The sequence below is a fragment of the Mesorhizobium sp. LNJC391B00 genome, from assembly GCF_000502535.1.
In the GTDB taxonomy this organism is placed as follows: Bacteria; Pseudomonadota; Alphaproteobacteria; order Rhizobiales; family Rhizobiaceae; genus Mesorhizobium.
The window spans coordinates 1-24,513 of the sequence record NZ_AYWI01000016.1 but is presented as its reverse complement, the minus strand read 5'-3'; the positions used below and the strand labels follow the sequence as shown (position 1 = coordinate 24,513).

Annotated in this window: 24 protein-coding genes; 14 read left to right on the top strand and 10 right to left on the bottom strand. The window is 63.2% G+C overall.

From position 1 onward, the window contains the following. Window positions 1-75: 75 nt before the first annotated feature. The 5 genes from X750_RS138095 to hflX all read left to right on the top strand — a co-directional run bounded on the left by X750_RS138095 (window position 76) and on the right by hflX (window position 6,461). Window positions 76-2,364 carry a PAS domain-containing sensor histidine kinase gene (locus tag X750_RS138095; protein WP_023682547.1) on the top strand — a complete coding sequence of 763 codons (2,289 nt, stop codon included), beginning with the start codon at window positions 76-78 and terminating at the stop codon, window positions 2,362-2,364. Continuing rightward, window positions 2,354-3,715 carry a sigma-54 dependent transcriptional regulator gene (locus X750_RS138100; protein WP_023668929.1) on the top strand — a complete coding sequence of 454 codons (1,362 nt, stop codon included), beginning with the start codon at window positions 2,354-2,356 and terminating at the stop codon, window positions 3,713-3,715. The genes X750_RS138095 and X750_RS138100 overlap by 11 nt, the downstream gene beginning before the upstream one ends. A 102-nt stretch (window positions 3,716-3,817) precedes the next feature. Beyond that, window positions 3,818-4,678, top strand: coding sequence for a D-amino-acid transaminase (locus tag X750_RS138105; RefSeq protein ID WP_023748661.1), 861 nt, complete (start codon window positions 3,818-3,820; stop codon window positions 4,676-4,678). A gap of 145 nt (window positions 4,679-4,823) precedes the next feature. Further along, the gene (gene hfq / locus X750_RS138110; protein ID WP_006202172.1) at window positions 4,824-5,069 is read left to right on the top strand and encodes an RNA chaperone Hfq; all 246 of its coding nucleotides are present in this window, start codon (window positions 4,824-4,826) and stop codon (window positions 5,067-5,069) included. Then, a complete protein-coding gene (gene hflX / locus X750_RS138115; protein WP_031243582.1) occupies window positions 5,070-6,461 on the top strand; it encodes a GTPase HflX in 1,392 nt (463 codons plus the stop codon). 6 nt (window positions 6,462-6,467) lie between these two features. On the opposite strand, the gene mazG is transcribed toward hflX, so the two are convergent. From mazG to X750_RS138130, 3 genes are all read right to left on the bottom strand, one after another. Beyond that, window positions 6,468-7,292, bottom strand: a complete 825-nt coding sequence (gene mazG / locus X750_RS138120) for a nucleoside triphosphate pyrophosphohydrolase (protein ID WP_023688462.1) — start codon at window positions 7,290-7,292, stop codon at window positions 6,468-6,470. 76 nt (window positions 7,293-7,368) lie between these two features. Then, a complete protein-coding gene (locus X750_RS138125; protein WP_023668933.1) occupies window positions 7,369-8,553 on the bottom strand; it encodes an amino acid aminotransferase in 1,185 nt (394 codons plus the stop codon). 129 nt (window positions 8,554-8,682) lie between these two features. Beyond that, window positions 8,683-9,120, bottom strand: a complete 438-nt coding sequence (locus X750_RS138130) for a DUF3592 domain-containing protein (protein WP_023706554.1) — start codon at window positions 9,118-9,120, stop codon at window positions 8,683-8,685. A gap of 187 nt (window positions 9,121-9,307) precedes the next feature. On the opposite strand from X750_RS138130, the gene X750_RS138135 reads away from it, so the two are divergent. From X750_RS138135 to X750_RS138170, 9 genes are all read left to right on the top strand, one after another. Continuing rightward, window positions 9,308-9,829 carry a sigma-70 family RNA polymerase sigma factor gene (locus tag X750_RS138135; protein ID WP_198021012.1) on the top strand — a complete coding sequence of 174 codons (522 nt, stop codon included), beginning with the start codon at window positions 9,308-9,310 and terminating at the stop codon, window positions 9,827-9,829. Further along, window positions 9,826-10,602, top strand: a complete 777-nt coding sequence (locus X750_RS138140) for an anti-sigma factor (RefSeq protein ID WP_023710522.1) — start codon at window positions 9,826-9,828, stop codon at window positions 10,600-10,602. The genes X750_RS138135 and X750_RS138140 overlap by 4 nt, the downstream gene beginning before the upstream one ends. A 38-nt stretch (window positions 10,603-10,640) precedes the next feature. Next, a complete protein-coding gene (locus X750_RS138145; protein WP_023710521.1) occupies window positions 10,641-11,357 on the top strand; it encodes a Bax inhibitor-1/YccA family protein in 717 nt (238 codons plus the stop codon). Between the two features lie 175 nt (window positions 11,358-11,532). Further along, window positions 11,533-12,414: an aldose 1-epimerase family protein gene (locus tag X750_RS138150; RefSeq protein ID WP_023710520.1), complete on the top strand. Its 882-nt coding sequence runs from the start codon at window positions 11,533-11,535 to the stop codon at window positions 12,412-12,414. A gap of 37 nt (window positions 12,415-12,451) precedes the next feature. Then, the gene (locus X750_RS138155; protein ID WP_031243579.1) at window positions 12,452-13,213 is read left to right on the top strand and encodes a pyrroline-5-carboxylate reductase; all 762 of its coding nucleotides are present in this window, start codon (window positions 12,452-12,454) and stop codon (window positions 13,211-13,213) included. A gap of 107 nt (window positions 13,214-13,320) precedes the next feature. Then, window positions 13,321-14,097 (top strand): DUF2066 domain-containing protein, encoded by a 777-nt coding sequence (locus tag X750_RS138160; protein WP_245260129.1) that lies wholly within the window; start codon window positions 13,321-13,323, stop codon window positions 14,095-14,097. Between the two features lie 52 nt (window positions 14,098-14,149). Next, window positions 14,150-15,070, top strand: coding sequence for an alpha/beta hydrolase (locus X750_RS0133765; RefSeq protein ID WP_245263966.1), 921 nt, complete (start codon window positions 14,150-14,152; stop codon window positions 15,068-15,070). A 190-nt stretch (window positions 15,071-15,260) separates the two neighbouring features. After that, window positions 15,261-15,590 (top strand): hypothetical protein, encoded by a 330-nt coding sequence (locus X750_RS138165; RefSeq protein WP_023696110.1) that lies wholly within the window; start codon window positions 15,261-15,263, stop codon window positions 15,588-15,590. 340 nt (window positions 15,591-15,930) lie between these two features. Next, a complete protein-coding gene (locus X750_RS138170; protein ID WP_023730624.1) occupies window positions 15,931-16,692 on the top strand; it encodes a GNAT family N-acetyltransferase in 762 nt (253 codons plus the stop codon). A 23-nt stretch (window positions 16,693-16,715) separates the two neighbouring features. On the opposite strand, the gene X750_RS138175 is transcribed toward X750_RS138170, so the two are convergent. From X750_RS138175 to X750_RS138205, 7 genes are all read right to left on the bottom strand, one after another. Continuing rightward, window positions 16,716-17,525, bottom strand: coding sequence for an MBL fold metallo-hydrolase (locus X750_RS138175; RefSeq protein ID WP_023748654.1), 810 nt, complete (start codon window positions 17,523-17,525; stop codon window positions 16,716-16,718). Window positions 17,526-17,528: 3 nt separating this feature from the next. Continuing rightward, window positions 17,529-18,317 carry a TatD family hydrolase gene (locus X750_RS138180; protein WP_023696113.1) on the bottom strand — a complete coding sequence of 263 codons (789 nt, stop codon included), beginning with the start codon at window positions 18,315-18,317 and terminating at the stop codon, window positions 17,529-17,531. Then, window positions 18,317-19,867 carry a methionine--tRNA ligase gene (metG, locus tag X750_RS138185; RefSeq protein WP_023668947.1) on the bottom strand — a complete coding sequence of 517 codons (1,551 nt, stop codon included), beginning with the start codon at window positions 19,865-19,867 and terminating at the stop codon, window positions 18,317-18,319. The genes X750_RS138180 and metG overlap by 1 nt, the downstream gene beginning before the upstream one ends. A 91-nt stretch (window positions 19,868-19,958) precedes the next feature. Next, entirely contained in the window at window positions 19,959-21,014 is a 1,056-nt protein-coding gene (locus tag X750_RS138190; protein WP_023748652.1) for a DNA polymerase III subunit delta', read from the bottom strand. After that, window positions 21,011-21,685 carry a dTMP kinase gene (gene tmk, locus X750_RS138195; RefSeq protein ID WP_023748651.1) on the bottom strand — a complete coding sequence of 225 codons (675 nt, stop codon included), beginning with the start codon at window positions 21,683-21,685 and terminating at the stop codon, window positions 21,011-21,013. The genes X750_RS138190 and tmk overlap by 4 nt, the downstream gene beginning before the upstream one ends. A 72-nt stretch (window positions 21,686-21,757) precedes the next feature. Further along, window positions 21,758-22,924, bottom strand: a complete 1,167-nt coding sequence (locus tag X750_RS138200) for a D-alanyl-D-alanine carboxypeptidase family protein (protein ID WP_023748650.1) — start codon at window positions 22,922-22,924, stop codon at window positions 21,758-21,760. Window positions 22,925-23,027: 103 nt separating this feature from the next. Continuing rightward, on the bottom strand, window positions 23,028-24,236 hold the full coding sequence (locus X750_RS138205; protein WP_031243576.1) for a septal ring lytic transglycosylase RlpA family protein: 1,209 nt from the start codon (window positions 24,234-24,236) through the stop codon (window positions 23,028-23,030). Window positions 24,237-24,513 lie beyond the last annotated feature (277 nt).

The following is a 24,513-nucleotide window of genomic DNA, read 5'->3' as shown; positions in this document are numbered from 1 at the left end:
ACGGCCACACTTGTTGCATAATCGCCACAATGCGTTGCATACATCCGACGCAATCACTGGCTCTTAGACGGCGACATGGCTTCGCAAGCTCTCACATCAAACGAACCGCTTTTCAGCAGACCCGGCCAGAGGGATGGACGGCGGCTGCTTGCGTTGCCTGGCGTTGTGGCAATTGCCGGCGCGCTGGTTACGGCGGCAATCTCGTTTGCGATTCTTGTCGGCGCCACGCCGATCACGCCAGACGCAAACACAACGCTGACGCTGATTGCGGCCAATGCCTTATTTGTGCTGGCGCTGATCGCCCTGGTCGGCCGAGAGGTGCATCGCATCACCATGGCGCGCCGGCACGGCAAGGCGGCTTCGCGGCTGCATGTGCGCATCGTGACGATGTTTGCGCTGGTCGCGGCCATCCCCGCCATCATGGTGGCCATCATCGCGTCGATCACGCTCGATATCGGCCTCGACCGCTGGTTCGAGATCCGCACCAAGGCGATCGTCAACTCGTCGCTGTCGATCGCCGACGCCTATGTGCAGGAAAACGCTCGCAATCTTCAGGGCACGACGCTGTCGATGGCCTACGATCTCGACGCCTCGCGCACGCTTTACGGCCTCGATCGAACCGGCTTTCTCGACCTGATGAACAAGGAAGCCGTCGGCAGAAGCCTGGTGCATGCGGCGCTGGTCAGGGAAGACGGCTCTTTTGTCGTGAGTGCCCAGACCGATGCCAATTTCGCCATGCCGGCACCGCCCGAGGGCGCGGTGGCAAGTGCGGCCGACGGCAAGCCGGTGCTGATCGAGCCGAAGACGCGCAACATCATGGGCGCCATCATCAAGCTGCGGGAGATCGAAGGCCTCTACCTCTACACCAATCGCCTGGTCGACCCCGAAGTGATCAAGGCGAGGGCGATCGTCCAGTCCAACACCGCCGAATATCGCGGCCTGGAAGACAACAGGCGGACGTCGCAGGTGGCGTTCGCGCTGCCCTATCTGTCGCTGACGCTGATCATCATCCTGTCGGCCATCTGGACCGGCATAGCGGTGGCCGACCGTCTGGTGCGGCCCATCCGTCAGCTCATCGGCGCGGCTGACGAGGTTGCGACCGGCAATCTCGATGTCGCCGTGCCGGTACGGCCTTCCGACGGCGATGTCGCCTCGCTTGGCGATACGTTCAACAAGATGCTGCTGGAGCTTAAATCGCAACGCAACGAGATCCTGTCGGCCAAGGATTTGATCGACGAACGGCGTCGTTTCTCGGAAGCGGTGCTGGCCGGCGTCACCGCCGGCGTCATCGGCGTCGATCCCTACGGCATCGTCTCCATCGTCAACAAATCGGCCGAAACGATGCTGGCCATATCGGCCACGGCGGCGCTGGGGCAGAACCTGTCCGCCGTGCTACCGCATGTCGGCCGTGTCTTCGAGATCGGCCGCAAATCCGGCAAGCCGGTCTATCGCGAGCAGGTCACCTTCTATCGCACCGGCGCCGAGCGTACCTTCAACGTGCAGATCACCATCGAGGCCGGCGACGACGGCGAGGAGGAGAAATCCTACGTCGTGACTGTCGACGACATCACCGATCTGGTCCAGGCACAGCGCTCGTCGGCCTGGGCGGATGTGGCGCGGCGTATCGCACATGAAATCAAGAACCCGCTGACGCCGATCCAGCTCTCGGCCGAGCGCATCAAGCGACGCTTCGGCAAGGTCATCACCGAGGACCGCGAGATTTTCGACCAGTGCACCGACACGATCATCCGGCAGGTCGAGGATATCGGCCGCATGGTCGACGAGTTCTCGGCTTTCGCCCGCATGCCCAAGCCCGAGATGAAAGCCATCGATCTGCGTGAATCGCTGCGCGAGGCGTCGTTCCTGGTCGAAGTCAGCCGCGCCGACATTGCTTTCGAACGCGTGTTCGGCAACGAGCCGCTCAAGGGCACGTTCGATAGCCGATTGATGGCGCAGGCTTTCGGCAACGTCATCAAGAACGCGGCCGAGGCGATTGACGGGCTGGAACAAAAGGACGGTTCGCACGGCATAATCCGGATTCAAGCTGCCCGGCAGAATGGCGCGATCAGAATCGACGTCATCGACAATGGCAAAGGCTTGCCGCGCGAGAACCGCCAAAGGCTGCTCGAGCCCTACATGACGACGCGCGAGAAGGGCACCGGGCTCGGTCTCGCCATCGTCAAGAAGATCGTGGAGGACCATGGCGGGCGGCTCGAATTGCACGATGCGCCCGCGGATTTCCACGGTGGACGCGGCGCGATGATCTCGATCATCCTGCCGCCAGCTGCCGCAACCGCGCCGCCACGCGGTCAAGGCGAAACGGAACACGAACGAGAAACTGAAAAGGTCGGTAATGGCGTCTGATATTCTCATCGTCGATGACGAGGAAGACATCCGTGAACTCGTCGCGGGCATATTGAGCGACGAAGGGCATGAAACCCGCACGGCATTCGATGCCGACAGCGCGCTCGCGGCAATCGCCGACCGGGCGCCGCGGCTGATTTTCCTCGACATCTGGTTGCAGGGCTCGCGCCTCGACGGGCTGGCGCTGCTCGACGAGATCAAGACGATGCATCCGAGCCTGCCGGTGGTGATGATCTCCGGCCACGGCAATATCGAGACAGCGGTGTCGGCCATCCGCCGCGGCGCCTATGATTTCATCGAGAAGCCGTTCAAGGCCGACAGGCTGATCCTGATCGCCGAGCGGGCGCTCGAAACCTCGAAATTACGGCGCGAGGTGTCCGACCTCAAGCAGCGCAGCGGCGAAACTTTCGACTTGATCGGCATGTCGTCGGCGATGAGCCAGCTGCGCCAGACCATCGAGCGCGTTGCGCCGACCAACAGCCGCGTCATGATCATCGGTCCGTCCGGTTCGGGCAAGGAGCTCGCCGCGCGCGCCATCCACACGCTGTCGACGCGCAAGGGCGCGCCGTTCGTGACGCTGAGCGCGGCCAACATCACGCCCGAGCGCATGGAGATCGAGCTGTTCGGCACCGAATCGAACGGCACCGAGCGCAAGGTCGGCGCGCTTGAAGAGGCGCACCGCGGCATTCTCTACATCGACGAAGTGGCCGACATGCCGCGCGAGACGCAGAACAAGATTTTGCGCGTGCTGGTCGAACAGCAGTTCGAGCGGGTCGGCGGCACCAAGCGGGTCAAGGTCGACGTCCGCATCATCTCCTCGACCTCGCAGAACCTGGAGGCGATGATCGCCGACGGCCGTTTTCGCGAAGACCTCTATCACCGCCTGGCGGTGGTTCCGGTCATGGTGCCGGGACTGGCCGAGCGACGCGAGGACATTCCCTACCTCGTCGACAATTTCATGAAGCAGATCGCGCGCCAGGCCGGTATCAAGCCGCGCCGCATCGGCGACGATGCGCTTGCCGTGCTGCAGGCGCACAACTGGCCGGGCAATGTCCGCCAGCTGCGCAACAATGTCGAACGGCTGATGATCCTGGCGCGTGGCGACGATATCGATGCGCCGATCACCGCCGACCTGTTGCCGTCGGAGATCGGCGATGTCATGCCGCGCACGCCGAACCAGTCCGACCAGCACATCATGGCGCTGCCGCTGCGCGAGGCGCGCGAACAGTTCGAGAAGGACTATCTGATCGCCCAGATCAACCGTTTCGGCGGCAACATCTCGAAGACGGCGGAATTCATTGGCATGGAGCGCTCGGCGCTGCACCGGAAACTGAAGTCGCTGGGGGTCTGATCCCCATTGTTGTTGGTCCAGCGGGCCGTGGCCCGTGCAATTGCCGGTTACGGCAGCGGCGGAATCGCCTAGAAATAGCGAGACTGTTCTGAGGGATAACCCATGCCGCGCATTGCCTATGTGAACGGGCGCTATGTCGCCCATGCCGACGCTGCCGTGCATATCGAGGATCGCGGCTATCAGTTCGCCGACGGCGTCTACGAGGTCTGCGAGGTGGCGCAGGGCTTTGTCGTCGACATGCCGCGCCATCTTGCCCGGCTGAACCGCTCGCTTAGCGAATTGTCGATCGACTGGCCGGTCACCAAGGGCGTGCTGCCGCTTCTTCTGCGCGAAATCGTCCGGCGCAACCACGTCGTCAACGGCCTGGTCTATGTCCAGGTTACGCGCGGTGTTGCCAGCCGCGACTTCGTTTTCCCGGCCGATACACCGTCATCGCTGGTGATTACGGCCAGAAAGGCCGACCCGGTGGCGGCCGCCAAGCGAGCCGAGGCGGGCATCAAGGTCATCACCGTGCCGGAAAACCGTTGGGACCGGGTCGACATCAAGAGCACCGGCCTGCTGCCCAACGTGCTGGCCAAGCAGAAGGCCAAGGAGGCCGGCGCCCAGGAAGCCTGGTTCGTCGACACCGATGGCAACGTCAAGGAGGGCGGCTCGTCCAACGCCTGGATCGTTACAAGGGACGGCGTTCTGGTCACCCGGCCGGCGGAGCATGGCATCCTTCGCGGCATCACCCGCACGACCATGTTCGAAGTGGCGGCAAAGCTCGGGTTGACGATCGAGGAGCGCGGGTTTTCAGTCACTGAAGCCAAGGCGGCGCGAGAAGCTTTCATCAGTTCGGCAACGACAATCGCCATGCCGGTCGTGGCAATCGACGGTGCCGCGGTCGCCAATGGGCACCCCGGTTCGATAACACTTTCATTGCGGCAAGCCTTTTTTGACGTTGCGGAAAAAAGTCCAGCCTGATAACCGCACAGACGGACTGCACATCAATATATCTCGTTCTGCTTGTCGTTACTGACGGCAAGGGGGTGTTTGCAAGCTTGACATGTGCCCGCTAATTTGGCGCATTAGCCTGCAAACCGAAGGGGATCGGCGAAAGACAAGAACAATGGCGGAACGATCGCAAAACCTTCAGGACCTGTTCCTGAATTCTGTTCGCAAGAGCAAAAATCCACTCACCATCTTTCTCATCAACGGCGTCAAGCTGACCGGCGTGGTCACTTCCTTCGACAATTTTTGTGTTTTGCTGCGCCGTGACGGCCACTCCCAGCTCGTCTACAAGCATGCCATTTCCACGATCATGCCGAGCCAGCCGGTTCAGATGTTCGATGGCGAGGAAAGCCAGGGCGCCTGATTGGCACGTGAAAAAGACGCGGACCGCGGCGTCCGCGGGAAACCAGCACATAATTCCGGGACGGAAGCCACAGGTCCGACCCGGGCGGTTGTCATTGTGCCGGTGCTTACCCGGCATCAGCGCAACGATGACGAAACGAACCGTCCACGGCTGACGCGTTCGGCGGATGCGCGCCACGACGAAGCTGTCGGCCTTGCCCGCGCCATCAACCTGGATCTGATCCACACGGCGGTGGTCACCGTCAACGATCCACGCCCGGCAACCTTGCTCGGCAGTGGCAAGGTCGCGGAATTCGCCGAGATCGTCAAAGAGGGTCACGCGGAGGTGGTCATCGTCGACCATCCGCTGACGCCGGTGCAGCAGCGCAATCTCGAAAAAGAAATGGATGCCAAGGTGCTCGACCGCACCGGATTGATCCTGGAGATTTTTGGCGAGCGCGCGCGGACCAAGGAGGGCACGCTGCAGGTCGAACTTGCCCATCTCAACTACCAGAAGGGCCGCCTGGTGCGGAGCTGGACCCACCTTGAACGCCAGCGCGGCGGCGCCGGCTTCCTCGGCGGCCCCGGCGAAACCCAGATCGAGTCGGACCGGCGGCAGCTGCAGGAAAAAATCATCAAGCTCAAGCATGAGCTGGAAACGGTGCGCCGCACCCGCGACCTGCACCGCGCCAAGCGCAAGAAGGTGCCGTTCCCGGTGGTGGCGATCGTCGGCTACACCAATGCCGGAAAGTCGACGCTGTTCAACCGGCTGACCGGGGCCGACGTGCTGGCCGAAGACATGCTGTTTGCAACGCTCGACCCGACGCTGCGCCGCGTGCGCCTGCCGCACGGCACGCCGATCATCCTGTCGGACACAGTCGGCTTCATTTCGGACCTGCCGACGCATCTGGTCGCCGCCTTCCGGGCCACACTGGAAGAGGTCGTCGAGGCCGATCTGGTCATCCACCTGCGCGATATCTCGGATCCGGATACCGCAGCGCAAGCCGAGGACGTCGAGCGCATTCTCGCCGATCTCGGCGTCGATGCCGGCGATGCCAAGCGCGTCGTCGAAGTGTGGAACAAGGTCGACCTTCTCGACGACGGCAACCGGGAGCGCCTGCTCGCCGACGGCACTGACGCCAACAAGGCGCCGCCGATCGCCATCTCGGCGGTCACCGGCGAAGGCATCGATGCGCTGAAGGCGCTGATCGAGACCAGGATGTCGGGCGAACTCGAGGAATTGACGGTGACGATCGAACCGCCGCAGTTCGGCCTTGTCGACTGGCTATACCGCAATGGCGACGTCGTTTCGCGGGTAGACAATGAGGATGGCAGCGCGACCATCGCACTCAAGGCCACGCACACCGCCCGGCAAGAGATCGAAAGCCGATTGCACCGCAAAAACAGGCAGTAAGCCTGATTATTTCACGCCCTTGGCCTGCTGCCAGAGCACTTCCATCTCGTCCAGCGTGGCTTTTTCGAGCGTGCTTCCCGATGCATCGATCGCGCGCTCGACATAGTGGAAGCGCGAGCGGAACTTTTCGTTGGTGCCGCTAAGCGCCGCTTCCGAATCGAGCTTGAGGTGACGCCCCAGATTGACGACGGCAAACAGCATGTCGCCGAATTCGTCCTTGATCTCAGCCGTTTCGCCCTTAGCCAGTGCCTCGCGCAGCTCGCCGATCTCTTCCTCGATCTTGTCGAGGATGGGTGCTGCCTCGCTCCAGTCGAAACCGACACGCGCTGCCTTTTCCTGCAGCTTTAGCGCCCGCGTCAAAGCGGGCAGGGCGACGGGCACGCTGTCCAGGAAACCCTTGCCATGGTCTTCGGGGTCGAGGCCGCGGGCGAGGCGCGCACTTCGCTTTTCGGCTTTTTCCTCAGCCTTGATCTTTTCCCACATGCCCTTTGCCATGCCGGCGCTGCGCGCCTTCTCGTCGCCGAAGACATGCGGATGGCGCCGGATCATCTTGGTGGTGATGGCCTCGACCACATCACCGAAGGCAAAATCGCCGGCTTCCTCAGCCATCTGCGCGTGGTAGACGACCTGCAGCAGGAGATCGCCGAGTTCGTCGCGCAGATCGTCGAGATCGCCGCGCGCAATGGCGTCCGCCACCTCATAGGCTTCCTCGATCGTATAGGGCGCGATGGTCGAGAAATCCTGCTCGATGTCCCAGGGACAGCCGGTCTTCGGCGCCCTGAGCGCCGCCATGATCTCGATCAGCCGGGAAATGTCGCGCGAAGGTTTCATGCGGCGAATGCTATCCCGCTGCCTGTCGTGCGGCCAACGGCGTCAGCCGGAGAGGGGAGATTGTCCACAGCGAGCTTCAGCCGAGTACCGACACAACCGCCTTGGCGAGGTCATCCATGCCGTCCTCGGGCAGGCCGGCGACGTTGATGCGGCTGTCGCCGACCATGTAGACGCCACACTCGGCACGCAGCCGCTCGACTTGCGCCTCGGTCAGGCCAAGCCTGGAAAACATGCCGCGATGGCTGGCGATGAAGTCGAAGCGGTCGGAGTTGGACTGCCGGCGCAGCGCGTCGGCGAACTGGACCCGCAGCCTCAGCATGCGCAGCCGCATCTCCTCCAGCTCCGCCTCCCAGTCGGCGCGAAGGCCATCATCTTCCAGCACCGTGCGCACGGCGGCGGCGCCGTGGTCCGGCGGCATCGAATACATGGCGCGCGCCGCCGCCAGCATCTGGCTCATCGCGACATCGGCTTGCGCGCTATCCTTCGCCAGGATCATCGCCGCGCCGACGCGGTCGCGGTAGACGGCAAAGTTCTTCGAGCAGCTCGAGGCAACGACCATTTCAGGCACCTTGCCCGCGAGAAGGCGCAAGCCGGCCGCATCGGCGTCCAGGCCTTCGCCAAAGCCCTGATAGGCAATGTCGACAAAGGGCAACAGCCCGCGCTCGACGACAAGATCGGTGACGCTGGCCCATTGCGCGATATCGAGATTGGCGCCGGTCGGGTTATGGCAGCAGCCATGCAGCAGCACGATATCGCCGGGCTCGGCTGCGCCAAGCGTTGCCAGCATCTCGTGGAAGCGCACCGCGCCGGAAACGGCATCGAAATAGGGATAATCGCGCACCTTGAGGCCGGCCCCGCGCATCACCGGCGGGTGGTTCGGCCATGTCGGGTCCGACAGCCAGACGGTTGCGTCGGGGCGGGTCCGCTTCAACAGCTCCGCCACCAGCCGCAGCGCGCCGGAACCGCCAGGCGCTTGCGCGGCGCGGATGCGCGTCATGTCGGCAGCGGGGCCGAAGGCCAGCTTGACCATCGCCGTGTTGAAGCCGGTGTCGCCGGCAAGGCCGAGATAGGTCTTGGTGTCCTGGTCCTGCAGCAACCGCTTCTCGGCCTCGCGCAGGGCGCGCATGACCGGCGTCCTGCCGTCGCGGTCCTTGTAGACGCCGACGCCGAGATCGATCTTGCCGGGGCGCGGATCGGCGCGATAGAGGCCGATCAAGGCGATGATCTTGTCGGCCGGGGCAGGTTGCAGGGTCTCGAACATCAATACGGCTCCAATGGCGGCGGAGTAATACGCAAAGCGGCCGCGTTTCGCCAGTGCTTCCATCTGCGCCAGTCCGCTAGCGTACTGGACCGTTACGCCAAGCTTTGTCTGTACGGCAGGGGTCGGCGGCTATGGCGACGGGTTCATTCCAATCCGCCGGATAAGCACCCGTCCAATCACGGCGAGACCGATGCCGGTCAGCAGGGAGAAACCGCCGAGCATGCCGGCCAGCCCGGCAAGGAACCAGCGTCCGGCGAAGCTGTCGACGGAGGCATTTTGCGGATTGGTTGGGTCGTAAGCGACAGGGACGCTGTCGCCATCACCCCAGAACGAGCTGTGGACGGCATTGTTGAAGCGGATGACGGTGCCGTCGGCGGTCGAGAACTCGATGCGGGGATTGTATTCGGCGGCGACAATCCTGCCTGTCGCCGAAGCGGTACGAGGGCCGTACATCTCGACGATGGCCAGCACGCCGGAAGCGATCAGTCCGACAATGCCAAAGATGATGAACACCCTGCCGACGATCGGCAACGCTGCAAAACCCGTTACACGACTACCATTGGCCATCTTTTGCTCCTGGGACAGACGGATAAGGCTAGACTTCATCCATAAAGCAAACATCTGCCGCACGGGAGATGGGTAAGTGCGCAGCGGACTTCTGATTGCATGATGCCTATTGTGGCGACGCAAAAAAGTTTTGGTGGCGATGGATTAAGATCCCCGCCTGTTTCGTAAACGGGGCATGAAACGGTCGATGCCACGCTTCGATATTGTCGGACAGCTGGGTTCGCTCAGGCGCTACGCACGCTCGCTGACGCGCGACGGCACTGACGCCGAGGATCTGGTGCACGATGCGCTGGTGCGCGCCTACGAGCGGCGCGACACATTCCGCTCGGGCGGCAATCTGGGGGCATGGTTGCTGTCGATCGTCCACAACGCTTTCATCGACAAGATGCGCTCGCGCCGGTCGGAAGCAGCGCGTGTCGAGCAGGCCGGCTATCTCACCGATGCCAGCACGCCGGCGCCTCAGGAACATTCCGTGCGACTGGCGCAGGTGCGCGAGGCCTTTTTCAGTCTGCCGGAGGAGCAGCGTTCGGCGCTGCATCTGGTCGCCATCGAGGGCCTTTCCTACCAGCAGGCCGCCGACGCCAGCGGGGTGCCGCTGGGCACGCTGATGTCGCGCATCGGCAGGGCGCGCGCAGCACTGCGCGAGATGGAAAACGCTGCACCTTCGCCGGCCAAAAGCCATCTGAGGATCGTGGGAGACCCGTCATGACCGACCTGTTGCGGGACCCGGTGACCGATACCGATCTCGATTCTTATGTCGACGACCAGCTGGATGTCGCGCGCCGCATCGAGGTCGAGGCGTTCCTCTCGGTTCGTCCGGAGGCTGCGGCGCGGGTGATGTCCGACTTGAGGACGCGCGACGAACTGCGCCTGGCGCTGGCTGCTTCCACAGGCATGGCGCGGCCGGCGACGACTGAAGTCGCGCGCCGGCTGGGCAGGGGACTGGCCAGTCGCCGCGTCTTCGCCGTGCTGCAGCGGGTGGCCGCGGTCGCCGTCTTTGTCGCTGCCGGCTGGCTGGCGAACGGCCTCTTCGGGCCGCTGCTGGTGACCAAGGTCGTGGCTTCGCCGCCGCCGCCCGCCTATGTCGAAGAAGCGATCCGGGCGCACAAGACGACGCTCATGCGCGAGGCGATGCCCTCGCAGCTGGAGGCGCCCAACTACAATGGCGACGAAATCCGCGCCGCCACCGCAATCGTCATGCCATCGCTGCCCAAGGACTGGAAGGTCCGCGACGTGCAGATCTATCCGTCGCGCTTCGGGCCGAGCGTCGAAGTGGCGCTGGAGACGAAGGATATGGGGCTGGTCTCGCTGTTTGCGATCCGGCCCGGAACCTTCGACGTGGTCAAGCCTGCCATCGCGCCCTCCGGCGACATCTCCTCTGCCTATTTCCAGATCGGCGAGGTCGCGTACGCGGTCGTCGCGCGCAGCGATGTCCACGACCTCGACCGCGCGGCCGAGACGCTTGCCAAGACACTTTACTGATCAGGACACTTTACTGAGACCACATAAGGAGAACCCGCATGAATACCCCTGACCTCGGATACCGCATGGGCACTGGCGCGCGCGCCGGCGCCGTCTATGACGAGGGCCTGCGCAGCCACATGCTGCGTGTCTATAACTATATGGGCATCGGCCTCGTCGTCACCGGCATCGTCGCCATGGTGGTCGCTTCGACGCCGGCCCTCTACGTGCCGATCTTTTCCAGCCCGCTGAAATGGGTGGTGATGCTGGCGCCGCTCGCCTTCGTGCTGCTGTTCTCGTTCAAGATGCAGACGATGTCGGCGGCGAGCGCCCAGTTGATGTTCTGGGCCTTCTGCGCGGTGATGGGGCTGTCGCTGGCTTCGGTGTTCCTGGTCTTCACCGGCACCAGCATCGCGCGCACCTTCTTCATCACCGCCACGATGTTCGGCGCCACCAGCCTCTACGGCTACACGACCAAGCGCGACCTGACCCAGTTCTCGTCCTTCCTGATCATGGGCCTGATCGGTGTGGTGATCGCCAGCGTCGTCAACATCTTCCTTGGCTCGACCGCGCTGCAGTTCGCCATTTCGGTGATCGGCATCGCGGTGTTCGTTGGCCTGACCGCCTGGGACACGCAGACGATCAAGGAACAGTATGCGGAGAATTTCGACGCGGAATCGCAGCAGAAGCTCGCCGTCTTCGGCGCGCTGTCGCTCTACCTGAACTTCGTCAACATCTTCCAGCTGCTGCTGAACTTCACCGGCGAACGCGAATAGTCGAACCGTAGCAGGGCAACAATCTCGATCTCGCAGTGGCCGGAGGAGAATCTCCGGCCACTGTCGTTTTTGCCGTCGAGACATCGCTCCTCTATCAGCGCGATGTCGCTGCGCCCTTGAGTCCATGCGGGCTTTTGCTAACCTGCCGCTCGCACGCAGCTTTCCGCGAGAACGCATGGAACAAGTGACGCTTCACGGCGACGGCATCTCGGCAACCATTGTCGGGCAGGGGGCCGAGCTCGTCTCCTTGCGCAATGCCGAGGGTCTGGAGTTTTTGTGGCAGGCCGGGCCGGAATGGCGGCGGCATTCGCCGGTGCTGTTTCCGATCGTCGGCCGGCTGAAGGGCGACCAGCTCCGCCATGGGGGCCGGGTCTATCCCCTGACGCAGCACGGATTTGCGCGCGACAAGCCATTTGTGTGGGCTGCTGAGACGAGTCCCCGATCTTGCACGCTGGTGTTGACCGACGATGCCGATACACGCACGCGCTATCCGTTCGCCTTTCGCCTTGCCATCACCTATACGCTCGAGCGTCGCGAACTTGGTGTGAGCTTCGAGATTGCCAACACCGGCGACGAGACGCTGCCAGCCTCCATCGGTGCACATCCGGCTTTCAATTGGCCATTGCAGCCGGGGCTCGCCAAGACCGACTACCACCTGACCTTTGCCCAGGACGAGCCGGCGCCGATCCGCCGGCTGAAGGATGGCCTGGTGCTGGCTGCACCGCGGCCGACGCCCATCGAAGGCAAAACGCTGGCGCTTTCCGAACAGCTGTTCGAGGCAGACGCCGTGATCCTCGACCGGCCGGCCAGCACCAGCGTGCGCTATGCCGCCGCGAACGGTGCGGCGATCGAGATGTCGTGGCAGGGTTTTAAGGAATTGGGCATCTGGTCGAAGCCGGGCGGCGCTCCGTTCCTGTGTATCGAACCCTGGCACGGGCTTGCCAGCCCCGTGGATTTCGATGGCGAGTTCGCGGACAAGCCGGGCGTGATGCTGATCGCGCCCGGTGAAAAGCGCGTGCTGAGCTATCAGGTACGGCTCGAGCATGCGCCGCTGTGACCGATGAACCAGAGACAGGCGCGATGAAACTGGCTTCATCGGCACGGGTGCCCTTACAGCGGCCATTGTCAGCGGGCTCAAATCCGTCGCGGATAACTCCGTCTCCGTGCTGCTGTCGCCGCGCAATGAAGAGATCGCCGCAGAGCTGGCAGCCCGTTATCCGGATGTGCGTATCGCTGATGACAATCAGGCGGTTCTCGATCAATGCGACCTGGTCATGCTGGCTGTCCGGCCGCAAATTGCGCATGACGTCCTGCCGGGTTTGCGGTTTCGGCGCGAGCATCACCTCATCAGCTTGATCGCCACGCTGCCGCGCGAGGAGATTGCCCGCTTGACCGCACCCGCGCACCAGGTGACGAAAGCGCTGCCCATGCCGATGATCGCCCACCGGCTGGGGGCAACGATCATCTGCCCGCCGGATGCCACTGTCGCTGCCTTGTTCGGCAATCTGGGGAAAGTGATCGAGGTCGAGAACTCAGCCGAATTCAACGCGTTGAGCGTGGCCACCGCAACCTATGCCAGCTACTTCAGATATCTCGATACGATCAACAGCTGGCTCAAGAGGAATGGCGTGGAGGAAGGGAAGGGGCGCGATTACATCGCCTCGCTTTTCAAAGCCTTGGGAAGCGCTCCTGATATGTCGCCGGATGCCGACTTCATGCATCTGGCGCAGGACTATGCGACGCGCGGCGGCATCAACGAACAGGTTCTTCGCGAACTGACGGCGCGAAACGTGTTCGAGGCGCTCACCGAGAGCCTGGACGGCGTACACCGGCGCATCGTCGGCGATACGCCTTGATGGGCGGCACCTTGAAGTTCCCTGATGATCAGGAGTATGGCTCCAACGGATGTTCCGGACCGTTTCGGGAGGGTCGGCGGGTGCCTGGATGCTTGAAATTGGGCTTTGTGGCAGCGGCGCTGGCTGTGCTGATTGTCTTTCCGGTCGCTGCCGCCGACATCGACCGCGCCAGCATCTACCGCGCGCAGTCGGTGACCAGCGGCACTGGCGAGGAGAACCGGGCGTGGGGCCTGGCGCCGTGCCTTGAAGAGGTGCTGGTCAAGGTTTCCGGCGACCCGCGGCTGATCGGCGACCCGCGTGTTGCGGACATGAGCCGGCACGCGGCCGACTATGTCACTGGTGTCGGCTACCGCGACCTGCTCAACAACCGCCCGCCGCATGACGAGCAGGGCACCCACGACCGGCCGCATTACATCACCGCCGATTTCGACCCGGACAAGATCGATGCCTTGCTGGCGTCGCTCGGGCGCAAACCGTGGGCGGTGCCGCGGCCAAAAATCGTCGCACTGCTGGATGTAAGGCCGATGAAAGGCGACGGCTTCACGCTGGTGCGCGATGGCGGCGGCGAGCTTGCGGCGGATATGCGCGTTGCGCTGGCGGACGCGGCGCACCGGACCGGTTTGCCGCTGGAGTTGCCTCGGCCGTCCGACGTCGCGCTCGCCGACGTGGCCAACACGCTGGATGGGGACGCCCTGCTTGCCGGCACTTTGGTATGGCGCCAGGAAGCGCTGGGCTGGGTCGGCGACTGGCGGCTCAGCTTCAAGGATAAGGACTATCGCTGGCAGGTACGTGGCGTCAGTTTCGACGATGCGTTCCGCAACGCCACGCGCGGAACGCTGCAGATCCTGTCGGGGAATGGACAGCCGGAAGCCGTCACGCCCTGACTTCAAGGGAACCTTCTTGCCGGAGCACCGTAAACAAAGTGGCGGGCAAGCTTTGAGCAAGGAGGTAGAATTGCAACATCGCCGGATCGACATTGACGGAAACAGCATCTTCTATCGCGAAGACGGCCCGCCTGATGCTCCCGTCCTTCTCCTGCCGCACGGCTATCCGTGCTCGTCCTATCAATTCCGACGGTTGATGCCGGCACTTGCCGATCGCTGGCATACATTCGCGCCGGACTTTCCCGGCTTTGGCTATAGCGCCACGCCCGAAATGTTGGTTTTTGGCTATGATTTCGATGCCTATGCCGAGTTTCTGACAGCTTTCGCCGATGCGCTCGGCATGTCGCGCTATGCTCTCTGGCTGCACGATTATGGCTCGCAGATCGGACTGCGCCACGCCATCGCACATCCCGAGCGCATCGCGGCACTCATCATCCAGAACGGCGATATATACCAGGATGTTCTCGGGCCGAAATACGCTGGGATAAAAGCCTATTGGAAGGAAAAGACGCCCGAAAAGCACCGGCCGTTGGAAGAGGCGGTGAGCGAGGAGGGGTTCCGGCACGAGTTTGTCGGAGAGGTGGATTACGCTGTAGCCGAGCGCGTGCCTCCCGATCTTTGGAAACTCCACTGGCCTTTGATGGACACGCCGATCCGCCGGCGGCTCGCGGTCGGCCTGATGGAGAAGCTGGAGGCGAACCTCGGCTGGTTCCCGCGCTATCAGAGCTATCTGCGCGAGCACCAACCGCAGACGCTCATTGTCTGGGGCCCCGAGGATGGTTACATGCCGGCACAATCGGCGCATGCCTACCACCGCGATTTGCCGGAAGCAGAACTTCATCTCATCGGCGGCGCCGGCCACTGGCTGCTCGAAACCCATTTCGATGAGGCGCTTCCCCTGGTGCGCGATTTTCTGGCGCGCGTCCACAGTCAGGAAGCGAAAGGGACGGGCCGGGCGGCCGGCCGGGCGTAGACCCCTCCGTTGCGGCCACCCGATCAATCTGCAACCATGGCGTCATGATGGAGAAGTCTGCCGCGCCCTGGGCTCTGCTGCAAATCGCGATCGAGCCGAAGTCGCGGGCCGATCAGGAGAATCTGCTTGTCACTTCGTCCAAGCTCGCGCCTGACGACCGCGACCCACCGGCCGCCATGGCCATGGCCAGATGACGTCGCCAAAATTCTCCTCGCGGGCAGGGTTCCTTGTCGGCCTCGGCATCACGCCCGTCGCCTTTTTCCTGGCGCTCTATTCGGCCGGAGCCGGGCATGGCGACTATGGGCTGGCGCGACTTCTCTATCCGGTCCCCATGCTGGCAACGCTGTTGACCAACACAACGATCACCGGCCTTTCCATCGGATTGGCTGCGCTGCAGTTTCCTGCCTATGGGGCATTTGTTGCGGGCGCCGGCGGCTCCAGATGGCTGGCCCTTGGCGTCTTCCATCTTGTTGCAATCGCAGCAGCCTTCAGCGGCCTCCTGGAAAGCTTTTCGGGATGACGCTCCTGTTCGTTATCCTGGTGCCAGCCCGTCGAGCAGGAAGTCGAGGCCTTTGCGAAAGGCGCCATCCCTTGAGAAATGAAGACCACGCCAACTCATTTCGCCACTGCTTCGTCAACGTTCCTCCCGCCAAGCAATCAGAGCCGCCGGCCTGCATCTCAGTCAGCAGGGCGTATATTGGCACGCCGCTAATGGAAGCAGCAGCCACATATGAAAGTCGCATAAGATAGATTATGGAACTTGTGCATTAGACTGAAGCTGGAAATTGCTGCGATTTTCACGGGTTTGGCATGATCGACGCGTGTTGCCTTGAGCCGATGGCCAACGCTACGCTGTGTCGATGACGACAGCAACGCGTGACATCGAAGCGGCGATCGAAGTGTTCGTGCACGGCTTCAGTACCGATAAGAGCCGCACCTTTCCATACGAAGCCAGCCGCGTCGGACCCTTGTGGCTGATGCGCGATGCCGAGCGCAAGAATGCACGCGACTACCGTGGCGAAGAATGGATCGTCCATGACGTCGCCGCCGAGGAAGCCGATGCCATCGTGCGGCAGCATGCGCGGCCGGGCTTTGCCGTTTCGGTCGTGATCGCGAATGACGGCCCGGACGAACCAACGCGAACGGCCTACAAGGCGCTCGGCTACCGGCTGCTGCGGACGGAAGGCTTTTTCATCCAGTCGCTGCGCCAAATTCCAGACCCGCCAGCAATCGTCTCTATCGAACGGGTGAGGACGGCTGAACGCGCTGCACAACTGGGAAAGGTCATACGCAGGCGGCCACTTCCAGACGATCAACTCGGCGACGATGCGCCGTTTCGCCAGTATGTGGCGCTCGATGGCGACGCCATCGTCGGGCGTGTGCGCAGCATAGACGCCGTCGGCGCCACATGGTGCTCGGCAATGTTTGTCGAGCCTTCGCACCGGCGTCGAGGCATCGGCCAGGCGCTGATGGCCAAAATGCTGCATGACGACAAAGCGCATGGGTCGCGGTGCTCGATGCTGTTGGCGACGCGTGCCGGAGCGCTGCTTTATCCCCGCATGGGCTATGAGCGGATTGGAACGCTGCTGATCTTCGCGCCGAAGAACCGAACGTCCTTATAAAGATCTGCTCGTATCATGCTGTCTCATAAAGGAATTTCGATCACCATGCCGTCATAGGCCGGAGTGACGTTGGCCGGCACCTCGGCCTTCACCGTGGCATAGTCGAGCGGCACATGCATATGCGTCAGCACGGCCTGTTTCGGCGCCAGTTTTTCAATCCAGCCAAGCGCCTGACCGAGCGACAGATGACTGGGATGGGTATGGTACTGCAAGGCATCGATGACCAGCATTTCCAGGCCGCGCAGCCGCTCGGCGGTGGCATCCGGGAAGTCGCTTATATCGGGGCAGTAGGCCAGCCCGCCGATGCGGAAGCCGAGCGAAATGATGTCGCCATGGATCTGCGGCAGCGGCTCGAGGGTGAGGGCACCGCCCTCGCCTTCGATCGTCACCGCCCTTACGTGATCGATGATGTGCGGCCTGACGATCGGCGGATAGGAACTGCCAAACGGCGTCTCGAAGCAATAGCCGAACGCTTCGCGCAGCCTGAGCATGGTCGGCTGGTCGGCATGGACATCGATCAAATGGCGCTGCTCCAGCACGTAGCCGCGCAGATCGTCGATGCCGTGGATGTGGTCGGCGTGCGGATGCGTATAGACGACGGCGTCGATGCGCCGGACGGCCGCCATCAGCATCTGCTCACGGAAATCAGGCCCGGTGTCGATGACGACCGTGGTTCTGGCGCCGTTGGCTGCTATCCGCTCGACGAGCGCGGCTGAGCGTGTACGCCGGTTTTTCGGATTGGCCGGGTCGCAATTGCCCCAATCGCCGGTGATCCGCGGCGTGCCAGGTGACGAGCCGCAGCCGAGGATGGTGAGGCGCAGCCGGTCGCTCATGCGTCAGAGCCCGGCGGGCCGCGGCATCTTGCCGAACAGCCGGAAGAAGTTCGCCGTCGTCAGCGTCGCGATCTCGGCTTCGCCAACGCCGACCGTCTCCGCCAGCACCTTGGCTGTATGCGCGATATAGGCCGGCTCGTTGCGTTTGCCGCGGAACGGCACCGGCGCCAGATACGGTGCGTCGGTCTCGACCAGCAGCCGGTCATGCGGCACATCGGCTGCGATGGCGCGTAAATCGGCGGAGTTCTTGAAGGTCAGTATGCCCGAGAAGGACACATAGCCACCAAGCGCCACGCCGACCTCTGCCAGCCGTCGCCCCGACGAAAAACAATGCAGGATGAAGGGGAAGGCGCCCTTCCCTGTTTCGTCTTCGAGGATGGCAGCCATGTCGTCATCGGCATCGCGCGAATGGATCACCAGCGGCAAGCCGGTCTCGCGCGCGGCCGCTATGTGAGTGCGAAAGCCCTGCGCCTGCGCATCGCGTGGCGCCTTGTCGTAAAAATAGTCGAGCCCGGCCTCGCCGATCGCCACCACCTTCGGGTGCGCGGACAGGCGCACAAGGTCCTCAGCCGTCACATCCAGTTCTTCGCCGGCATTGTGAGGATGGGTGCCGACCGAGCAATAGATTTCGTCGAAACTCTCGGCAATCTCAAGCACTTGCGCAAACCGCTTCACGCGTGTCGAGATGGTCACCATGTGACCTATACCGGCAGCCTTTGCGCGGGCGACGATGGCCGCCCGCTCCTCGGTGAAATCCGGAAAGTCGAGATGGCAATGGCTGTCGACGAGCATCAGGCGCTCGCCTCAGGGTTTTCGACATAACGCGGAAACACGCCCTCCGGCGCGGGCAGCGCCGTGCCGGGCACCAGCGCATAGTCGGCATGGACATGCGCGAAGTCACGCTTGTCCGCCGGCACCGCCAGCAGGTCCAGCAGCTTGCCGGCCGACCCCGGAATGTAGGGCTGGCACAGCAATGCCACGCGCCGCACCAGTTCGGCGGTCGTCCACAGCACTGTTTCCATGCGCGCCGGATCGGTCTTCTTCAGCGCCCAGGGCGCCTGCGAGGCGAAGTAGCGATCCGCTTCCGCCACAACGCCGAAGATCGCCGCCAACGCGAGATGGATGCCCTGTTCCGCCATCGCCTGGCGCGCGGTACCCAGCGCTTCCACCGCCTGGTCGAGGATCGCGCTGTCGGCTTCGGTCAGCTCGCCGCGATGCGGCACCACGCCGCCGCAGTTCTTGGCGATCATCGACAGCGAGCGCTGCGCCAGATTGCCGAGACCGTTGGCGAGATCGGCATTTGTGCGGTTGACGATCGCGTCATGGCTGTAGCTGCCGTCCTGGCCGAATGGCACCTCACGCAAGAAGAAATAGCGCACCTGGTCGAGGCCGTAATGCTCGACCATGGTGAAGGGGTCTACGACATTGCCGACCGACTTCGACATTTTCTCGCCGCGGTTGAACAGGAAGCCATGCGCGAAGACGCGCTTCGGCAGTTCGATGCCGGCCGACATCAGGAAAGCCGGCCAGTAGACGGCATGGAAGCGGACGATGTCCTTGCCGATAATGTGCGTGGCCGGCCAGTAGCGCCATTGCTCGGCCTTGGTGTCGGGATAGCCGGCAGCGGTGATGTAGTTGGTCAAGGCATCGACCCAGACATACATCACATGCTTGTCGTCGCCGGGCACCGGCACGCCCCAATTGAAGGTCGTGCGCGAGACCGAGATGTCCTTGAGGCCGGACCTGACGAAGCTCATCACCTCATTTCGGCGCTCGGCCGGACCGACGAAATCGGGCTGGCTTTCGTACAGCGCAAGCAATTTGTCCTGATAGGCGGAAAGCCTGAAGAAGTAGCTTTCCTCCTCATTCCATTCGACCGGCGAGCCAAGCGGCTCGCGGCGCACGCCGTCGTCGCCGAGCGTGGTTTCGCTCTCTTCGAAATAGGCTTCCTGGCGGACCGAATACCAGCCACTGTAGCGGTCGAGATAGATGTCGCCATTGGCCGCCATCGCCTTCCAGATCGCCTGGCACGACTCGTAGTGGCGTGGTTCCGTCGTGCGGATGTAATCATCATTCGAGCCGCCCAGGACCTCTGTCATCGAACGGAAGATCGCCGAGTTGCGGTCGGCAAGCGCGAGTGGCGTTATGCCTTCCTTCTCGGCCGTCTGCTGCATCTTGAGGCCGTGTTCGTCAGTGCCGGTGAGGAAGAGCACGTCCTTGCCGTCCAGGCGCTGGAAGCGGGCCAGCGCGTCGGTCGCAATGACCGTATAGGCGTGGCCGATATGCGGCTTGCCGTTCGGATAGAAAATCGGTGTCGTGATGTAGAATGTGTCGCGTGACATGAATGAACCGTCATGAATGTCCGAATTGAGTGTGAGCGGTGGATATCGCATCGAGACGGCGATTGCCATCCCGACCCAATGCCGAAACCGGTCACATTCGCATTGCGGAATTCAGGCGGTCGATCATGGTCAAGGCGTGCTGCTTCTTGTCAAGATTGTAGGTATCGGTCTCAGATATGGCGTTCAGCGCCTCGTGCCAAGTGTCGGACAGCGTTTTCGCCCGCGCGAGATCCCCGGCCAGCGCGGCTTCACTGGCGCCAGTGGAGAGCAGATCGAGCGCGCGGCGGTTGAAGATGTCGAACTGGATCGCCTGGTCGCGGCCGGCGACGGCATCGGCAAGCCGATAGGCTCCGGCGATGTCGCTCTTGCCCGACGTGACCAGGGCGTCGAGCGTGCCGGCAATCTCCAGCCCGCCATATTGGGTCAGAAGGATCGCATTGCGGGCGCTGCCCCCTGCCCGTTCCGCCAGTGCCGCGCGCGCGGCAGGATCGGAAGGTGGCGGCGGCTCGACGGTCTCCAGAACACTCATCAGGCTGCCGGCATCGAGCGGCGTCAGCCGCACCATCTGGCAGCGCGAACGGATGGTCGGCAAAAGGCTGCCCGGCGCATGCACGATGAGGATGAACAGCGTGCGGCTCGGCGGCTCCTCGAGGTTCTTCAGCAAGGCATTGGCGGCGTTGGTGTTCATGTCGTCGGCCGGATCGACGATCACCACCCGGTAGCTGCCGTCATGCGAGGTCAGCGACAGGAAGCGGTTGACCTTGCGGATCTCGTCGACGGTGACGACGGTCTTGAAACTCTTGGTCTTGTCGTTCAGCGGCCGGGTCAGGTGCAGCACGCCGGGATGCGCCCCGGTGGCGATCTGGCGAAACAGCGGTGAGGCCGGATCGGGAACGGCAAACACATCCGGCGCCTGGTCGAAGGCCGGATGCTTCAACAGATGGTGCGCCAGGTGAAAGGCAAGCGTCGCCTTGCCGATGCCGACCGGCCCGGCAAAGATCAACGCATGCGGCAGTTTTCCCGAGCGATAGGCGGCAGCGAGCATCGCGGCCGCCTGCTCATGGCCGACCAGGCGCAGCGTCTCGGACGGCTCCGGTACACCGTCCAGTGTGTCGTGCTGCTCGGGAGCGATGCGTTCGAAGATCATGCGGGCGCCGCCTGTCGGTTGCGCGCGGGCGCCCTCGCCTCAAGTGCGGCGAACACCACCGCGGTGATGACATCCTCCACCGCAGCGGGAGGCGCCGACGCGTCGATCACGATGCAGCGGTCCGGCTCGGCGGCTGCGATCGCCAGGAAGGCGTCACGGCGGCGCTGGTGGATGTCCAGCGTCTCCTTTTCGAAGCGGTCCGGACCGTCCTCGGCGCCACGCCGCGCGGCGGCGCGCCGCAAGCCCTCGGCGGGGTCAATGTCAAGGATCAGCGTCATGTCCGGCATCATGCCGTTGACCGCGACCTCCTCCAGAGCTTCCATGAAAGCCGGATCGAGGCCGCCGGTGACGCCCTGATAGACGCGCGACGAATCCAGGAAACGGTCGCAAAGCACGATGGAGCCGCGCTCCACCGCCGGCCGGATGACCTGCTCGACATGGTCGGAGCGTGCGGCGGCAAACAGCAGCGCCTCCATCTTCGGCCCGAAAGGCTCGGCGGCGCCGGACAGGAGCACGTGCCTGACCGCCTCGGCGCCGGGTGACCCCCCGGGTTCGCGGGTGAGGAGGACATCGTATTTCTTGGCGCGCATCTTCTGGGCCAGCCGCTCGATCTGCGTCGACTTGCCGGCGCCCTCGCCGCCTTCGAAGGTGATGAAAAATCCGCTTGCCAATCGAAAGGCCTTTGTCCTGCTTTGCGCTGGTGTCTTAGTCCGCGCCCGAGAAAAGGTCCACGCCGCAGGAACTCAACGCAGCCAGCCTACGGCCAGTTCCCTGGCGGCATCAAACGCGCGTTGCGGCAGTGTGCCGACGCCGACCGATTCGGCGGCGAAAAGCGGCGTTTCCTGGCTCAGCGTATCGCCGATCCAGACGCGCAGCGCGCCGACGGGTTGCCCCTCCTCCACCGGCGCCGATACCGGCCCCTGATAGACGATCCTGGCGGTCAGCTTGTCGCGGTTGGCGATCGGCAGCAGGACGTCGATCGGCGCCTTTGCCTTCAGCGCTACGCTGGATTTGGCGCCGCCGAACACCTGGGCCTCGCCGACGACTTCGTTGCCAGCGAAAATCTCGGTCTTCTCGAAGGAGCGGACGCCCCATTCGAGCAGCTTGCGAGCTTCCTCGGCGCGCTCGCGATCATTGGCCAATCCGCTCATCGCCGCGAACACCCTGGTTCGGTCATGGCTGACCGAGCCGACAATGCCGAAACCGCCCGCCTCGCTCGACCCGACCGCCAGCCCATCGGCGCCGATGCCCATGGCCAGCAACGGGTTGCGGTTCTTTTGCGAGATCTTGTTCCAGGTGAAATCGGCCCGGCCGTAATAGAGATAGAGATCCGGATATTCGCGCCATATATGCAGGCCAAGCTGCGCCAGTTCGCGCACTGTCGTCTGCTGGCCGTCGGCCGGCAGGCCGGTGGAATTGACAAATGTCGATTTCGGCAGCCCGATCTGGCGCGCGCGATCGTTCATCTGAGCGGCGAAATTCTCTTCCGAGCCGGCCATGCCTTCGGCCAGCACCATGCAGCCGTCATTGGCGGCCTGTATGGTGACCCCCTGGATCAGGTCCTCGACCCGCACCGCCGATTTAAGCTTGGCGAACATGGTCGACGTTCCCGACGGGGCGCCGCCCTTGCGCCAGGCATTCTCCGAGACCACGAAGGTGTCGTCGAGGCTCATGCGCTTCGACTTGATGGCGTTGAAGACCATCTCCATGGTCATCAGCTTGGCCATCGAGGCCGGCGGGATCGGTTGGTCGGCATCCTTGGAAAACAGCACCGTGCCGGTTTCGGCATCGATCATGAAAGCCTGCGTGGCCTTGGTCTCGAAAAGCTGCGCGTTGGCCGGAACCAGCGCGGCAAGCAAGAAGCCAAGGCCAAAAAGCCCGGCAAAAGGGTGGAAAAGGCGAAATCGCATGAAGAGGCTCGACCTGTTAGCCGGCAGAAACTTGCCGCAACGCTATCAGGCTTCTTCCCGGCGGATCAACCGCGCAATCACAAAACCGGCGTGCCTTTGTTGGTCAGTTGCGCACAGCCAGCGCGTCCGGCGCGCCATGCGACCATGCCGCGCGCAAGAGGTCGTCGACATTGCCGTGGCCATCCGGATAGAGATTGACCGCGTACCAGTCATTGCCGTCGAGCTCGGTGCTCTGGATTTCCGTCCTGCCGAAGGGTTTTAGGGCCGCAGCCACCCGCTTTGCCTCGGCGGCATCGTCGAAGGAGCCGGCGGCGACATAGTCGGAAACGGCAGGCGCCGCCTGCGGGTTGGATTTCTTCCACGATTGCAGGATGTCGGCTGGTGACATGCCCTGGTCATCGAGTGCTGCAAAGACGTCGGCGCGCTGCACGCGTGCATCCGCATAGGAGAGCGAAGCCACGGCAAAGGGCGATTCCGGGCGCTGAGGCACGATCGGCCCGAATTCCGGCAGCGTCACATCGCTTGAGCCCGGTGCCTGCATCGACATCACTGGCTGTGTGTCGGAATTCGTCAACTGACCAGGAAACGGCACTGCGGCAGGTGGTGCGCCAACAGATAGGCTCGGCGAAGGTCCGTTCATCGCCACCATGACGCCGGTCGGCAAGCCATCGGACGGGTCCGGGCGGTTGTTGCCCGGGCGATAGGAGGCGACCAGATATTGGTCGTCGTCGCCGTCGAGCGGCGCGCGGCCGATATATTCCACTTTGACCCTGGCCGTGCCGACCTTGGCATAGTCGAGCATTTGCGCGGCGCGTTCCGAGACATCGATGATGCGTCCCTCGTGATAGGGGCCGCGGTCGTTGACGCGCACGATGACCGAGCTTCCGGTCTCGGTGTTGGTGACACGGGCATAGCTCGGCAGCGGCATGGTCGGATGCGCCGCGGTCAGATGGGTCATGTCGTAGACTTCGCCATTGGCTGTGAGACGACCGTGGAAGGCATCGCCATACCAGGAGGCGAGACCGACCTTGGCGTAGCGCTTGTCTTCCTTGGGGTAATACCACTTGCCGCGCACCTGATAGGGTTTGCCCAACTGGTCGCGGCCGCCGCCGCGCCGCATGTACTGAACGCGCGGGCTGGCCTTCACGCCGTATTCGGTCTCGGCAAAATATTCCTTCGAGCGAGGCTTCTTGTAGACCATGGCTTTCGGCTCGGACTGCGGCGACGCGCACGCGGCCAGCAACGCAGCCGAAAGAGCGCACAACACCAAAGCAGGAGCGCGACGAAGACGCCGATGCGTCGTGGTCTGCATGTTTTCCGATGTCCCTACCGTCTCGACACAGGCGCCGCTTCTAGAATTTCGGCGGAGCCAGATGAGCAATGCCTGCGACGCGCCAATCCCCATCCCTTGTGCGCAGGAATTGTTTATCAGCGTATTAATCGATTGTGTCCGGAACCGGGCAGGAATGTGGCGGAGTTCTTGGGTCGGTCGGGCCTGTGGAGAGGCATTCGAGACGGTAGTGTGCTGAGAGTTCTGCAAATTCGCTGAGAGGGGGCGGTCATGGCAGGCTGGTGATTGTTCACGTCAC

What these genes read in the sequence shown, in the direction of transcription:
- X750_RS138165 (WP_023696110.1), top strand. Translation starts at nt 15,261, where the DNA reads ATGACGTCGCCAAAATTCTCCTCGCGGGCAGGGTTCCTTGTCGGCCTC.
- X750_RS138180 (WP_023696113.1), bottom strand. Translation starts at nt 18,317, where the DNA reads ATGCTCGTCGACAGCCATTGCCATCTCGACTTTCCGGATTTCACCGAG.
- X750_RS138205 (WP_031243576.1), bottom strand. Translation starts at nt 24,236, where the DNA reads ATGCAGACCACGACGCATCGGCGTCTTCGTCGCGCTCCTGCTTTGGTG.
- X750_RS138150 (WP_023710520.1), top strand. Translation starts at nt 11,533, where the DNA reads ATGGAACAAGTGACGCTTCACGGCGACGGCATCTCGGCAACCATTGTC.
- X750_RS138095 (WP_023682547.1), top strand. Translation starts at nt 76, where the DNA reads ATGGCTTCGCAAGCTCTCACATCAAACGAACCGCTTTTCAGCAGACCC.
- metG (WP_023668947.1), bottom strand. Translation starts at nt 19,867, where the DNA reads ATGTCACGCGACACATTCTACATCACGACACCGATTTTCTATCCGAAC.
- X750_RS138105 (WP_023748661.1), top strand. Translation starts at nt 3,818, where the DNA reads ATGCCGCGCATTGCCTATGTGAACGGGCGCTATGTCGCCCATGCCGAC.
- X750_RS138125 (WP_023668933.1), bottom strand. Translation starts at nt 8,553, where the DNA reads ATGTTCGAGACCCTGCAACCTGCCCCGGCCGACAAGATCATCGCCTTG.
- X750_RS138100 (WP_023668929.1), top strand. Translation starts at nt 2,354, where the DNA reads ATGGCGTCTGATATTCTCATCGTCGATGACGAGGAAGACATCCGTGAA.
- X750_RS138190 (WP_023748652.1), bottom strand. Translation starts at nt 21,014, where the DNA reads ATGATCTTCGAACGCATCGCTCCCGAGCAGCACGACACACTGGACGGT.
- hfq (WP_006202172.1), top strand. Translation starts at nt 4,824, where the DNA reads ATGGCGGAACGATCGCAAAACCTTCAGGACCTGTTCCTGAATTCTGTT.
- mazG (WP_023688462.1), bottom strand. Translation starts at nt 7,292, where the DNA reads ATGAAACCTTCGCGCGACATTTCCCGGCTGATCGAGATCATGGCGGCG.
- X750_RS138170 (WP_023730624.1), top strand. Translation starts at nt 15,931, where the DNA reads ATGACGACAGCAACGCGTGACATCGAAGCGGCGATCGAAGTGTTCGTG.
- X750_RS138145 (WP_023710521.1), top strand. Translation starts at nt 10,641, where the DNA reads ATGAATACCCCTGACCTCGGATACCGCATGGGCACTGGCGCGCGCGCC.
- X750_RS138175 (WP_023748654.1), bottom strand. Translation starts at nt 17,525, where the DNA reads ATGAGCGACCGGCTGCGCCTCACCATCCTCGGCTGCGGCTCGTCACCT.
- X750_RS138200 (WP_023748650.1), bottom strand. Translation starts at nt 22,924, where the DNA reads ATGCGATTTCGCCTTTTCCACCCTTTTGCCGGGCTTTTTGGCCTTGGC.
- X750_RS138140 (WP_023710522.1), top strand. Translation starts at nt 9,826, where the DNA reads ATGACCGACCTGTTGCGGGACCCGGTGACCGATACCGATCTCGATTCT.
- X750_RS138130 (WP_023706554.1), bottom strand. Translation starts at nt 9,120, where the DNA reads ATGGCCAATGGTAGTCGTGTAACGGGTTTTGCAGCGTTGCCGATCGTC.
- X750_RS138135 (WP_198021012.1), top strand. Translation starts at nt 9,308, where the DNA reads ATGCCACGCTTCGATATTGTCGGACAGCTGGGTTCGCTCAGGCGCTAC.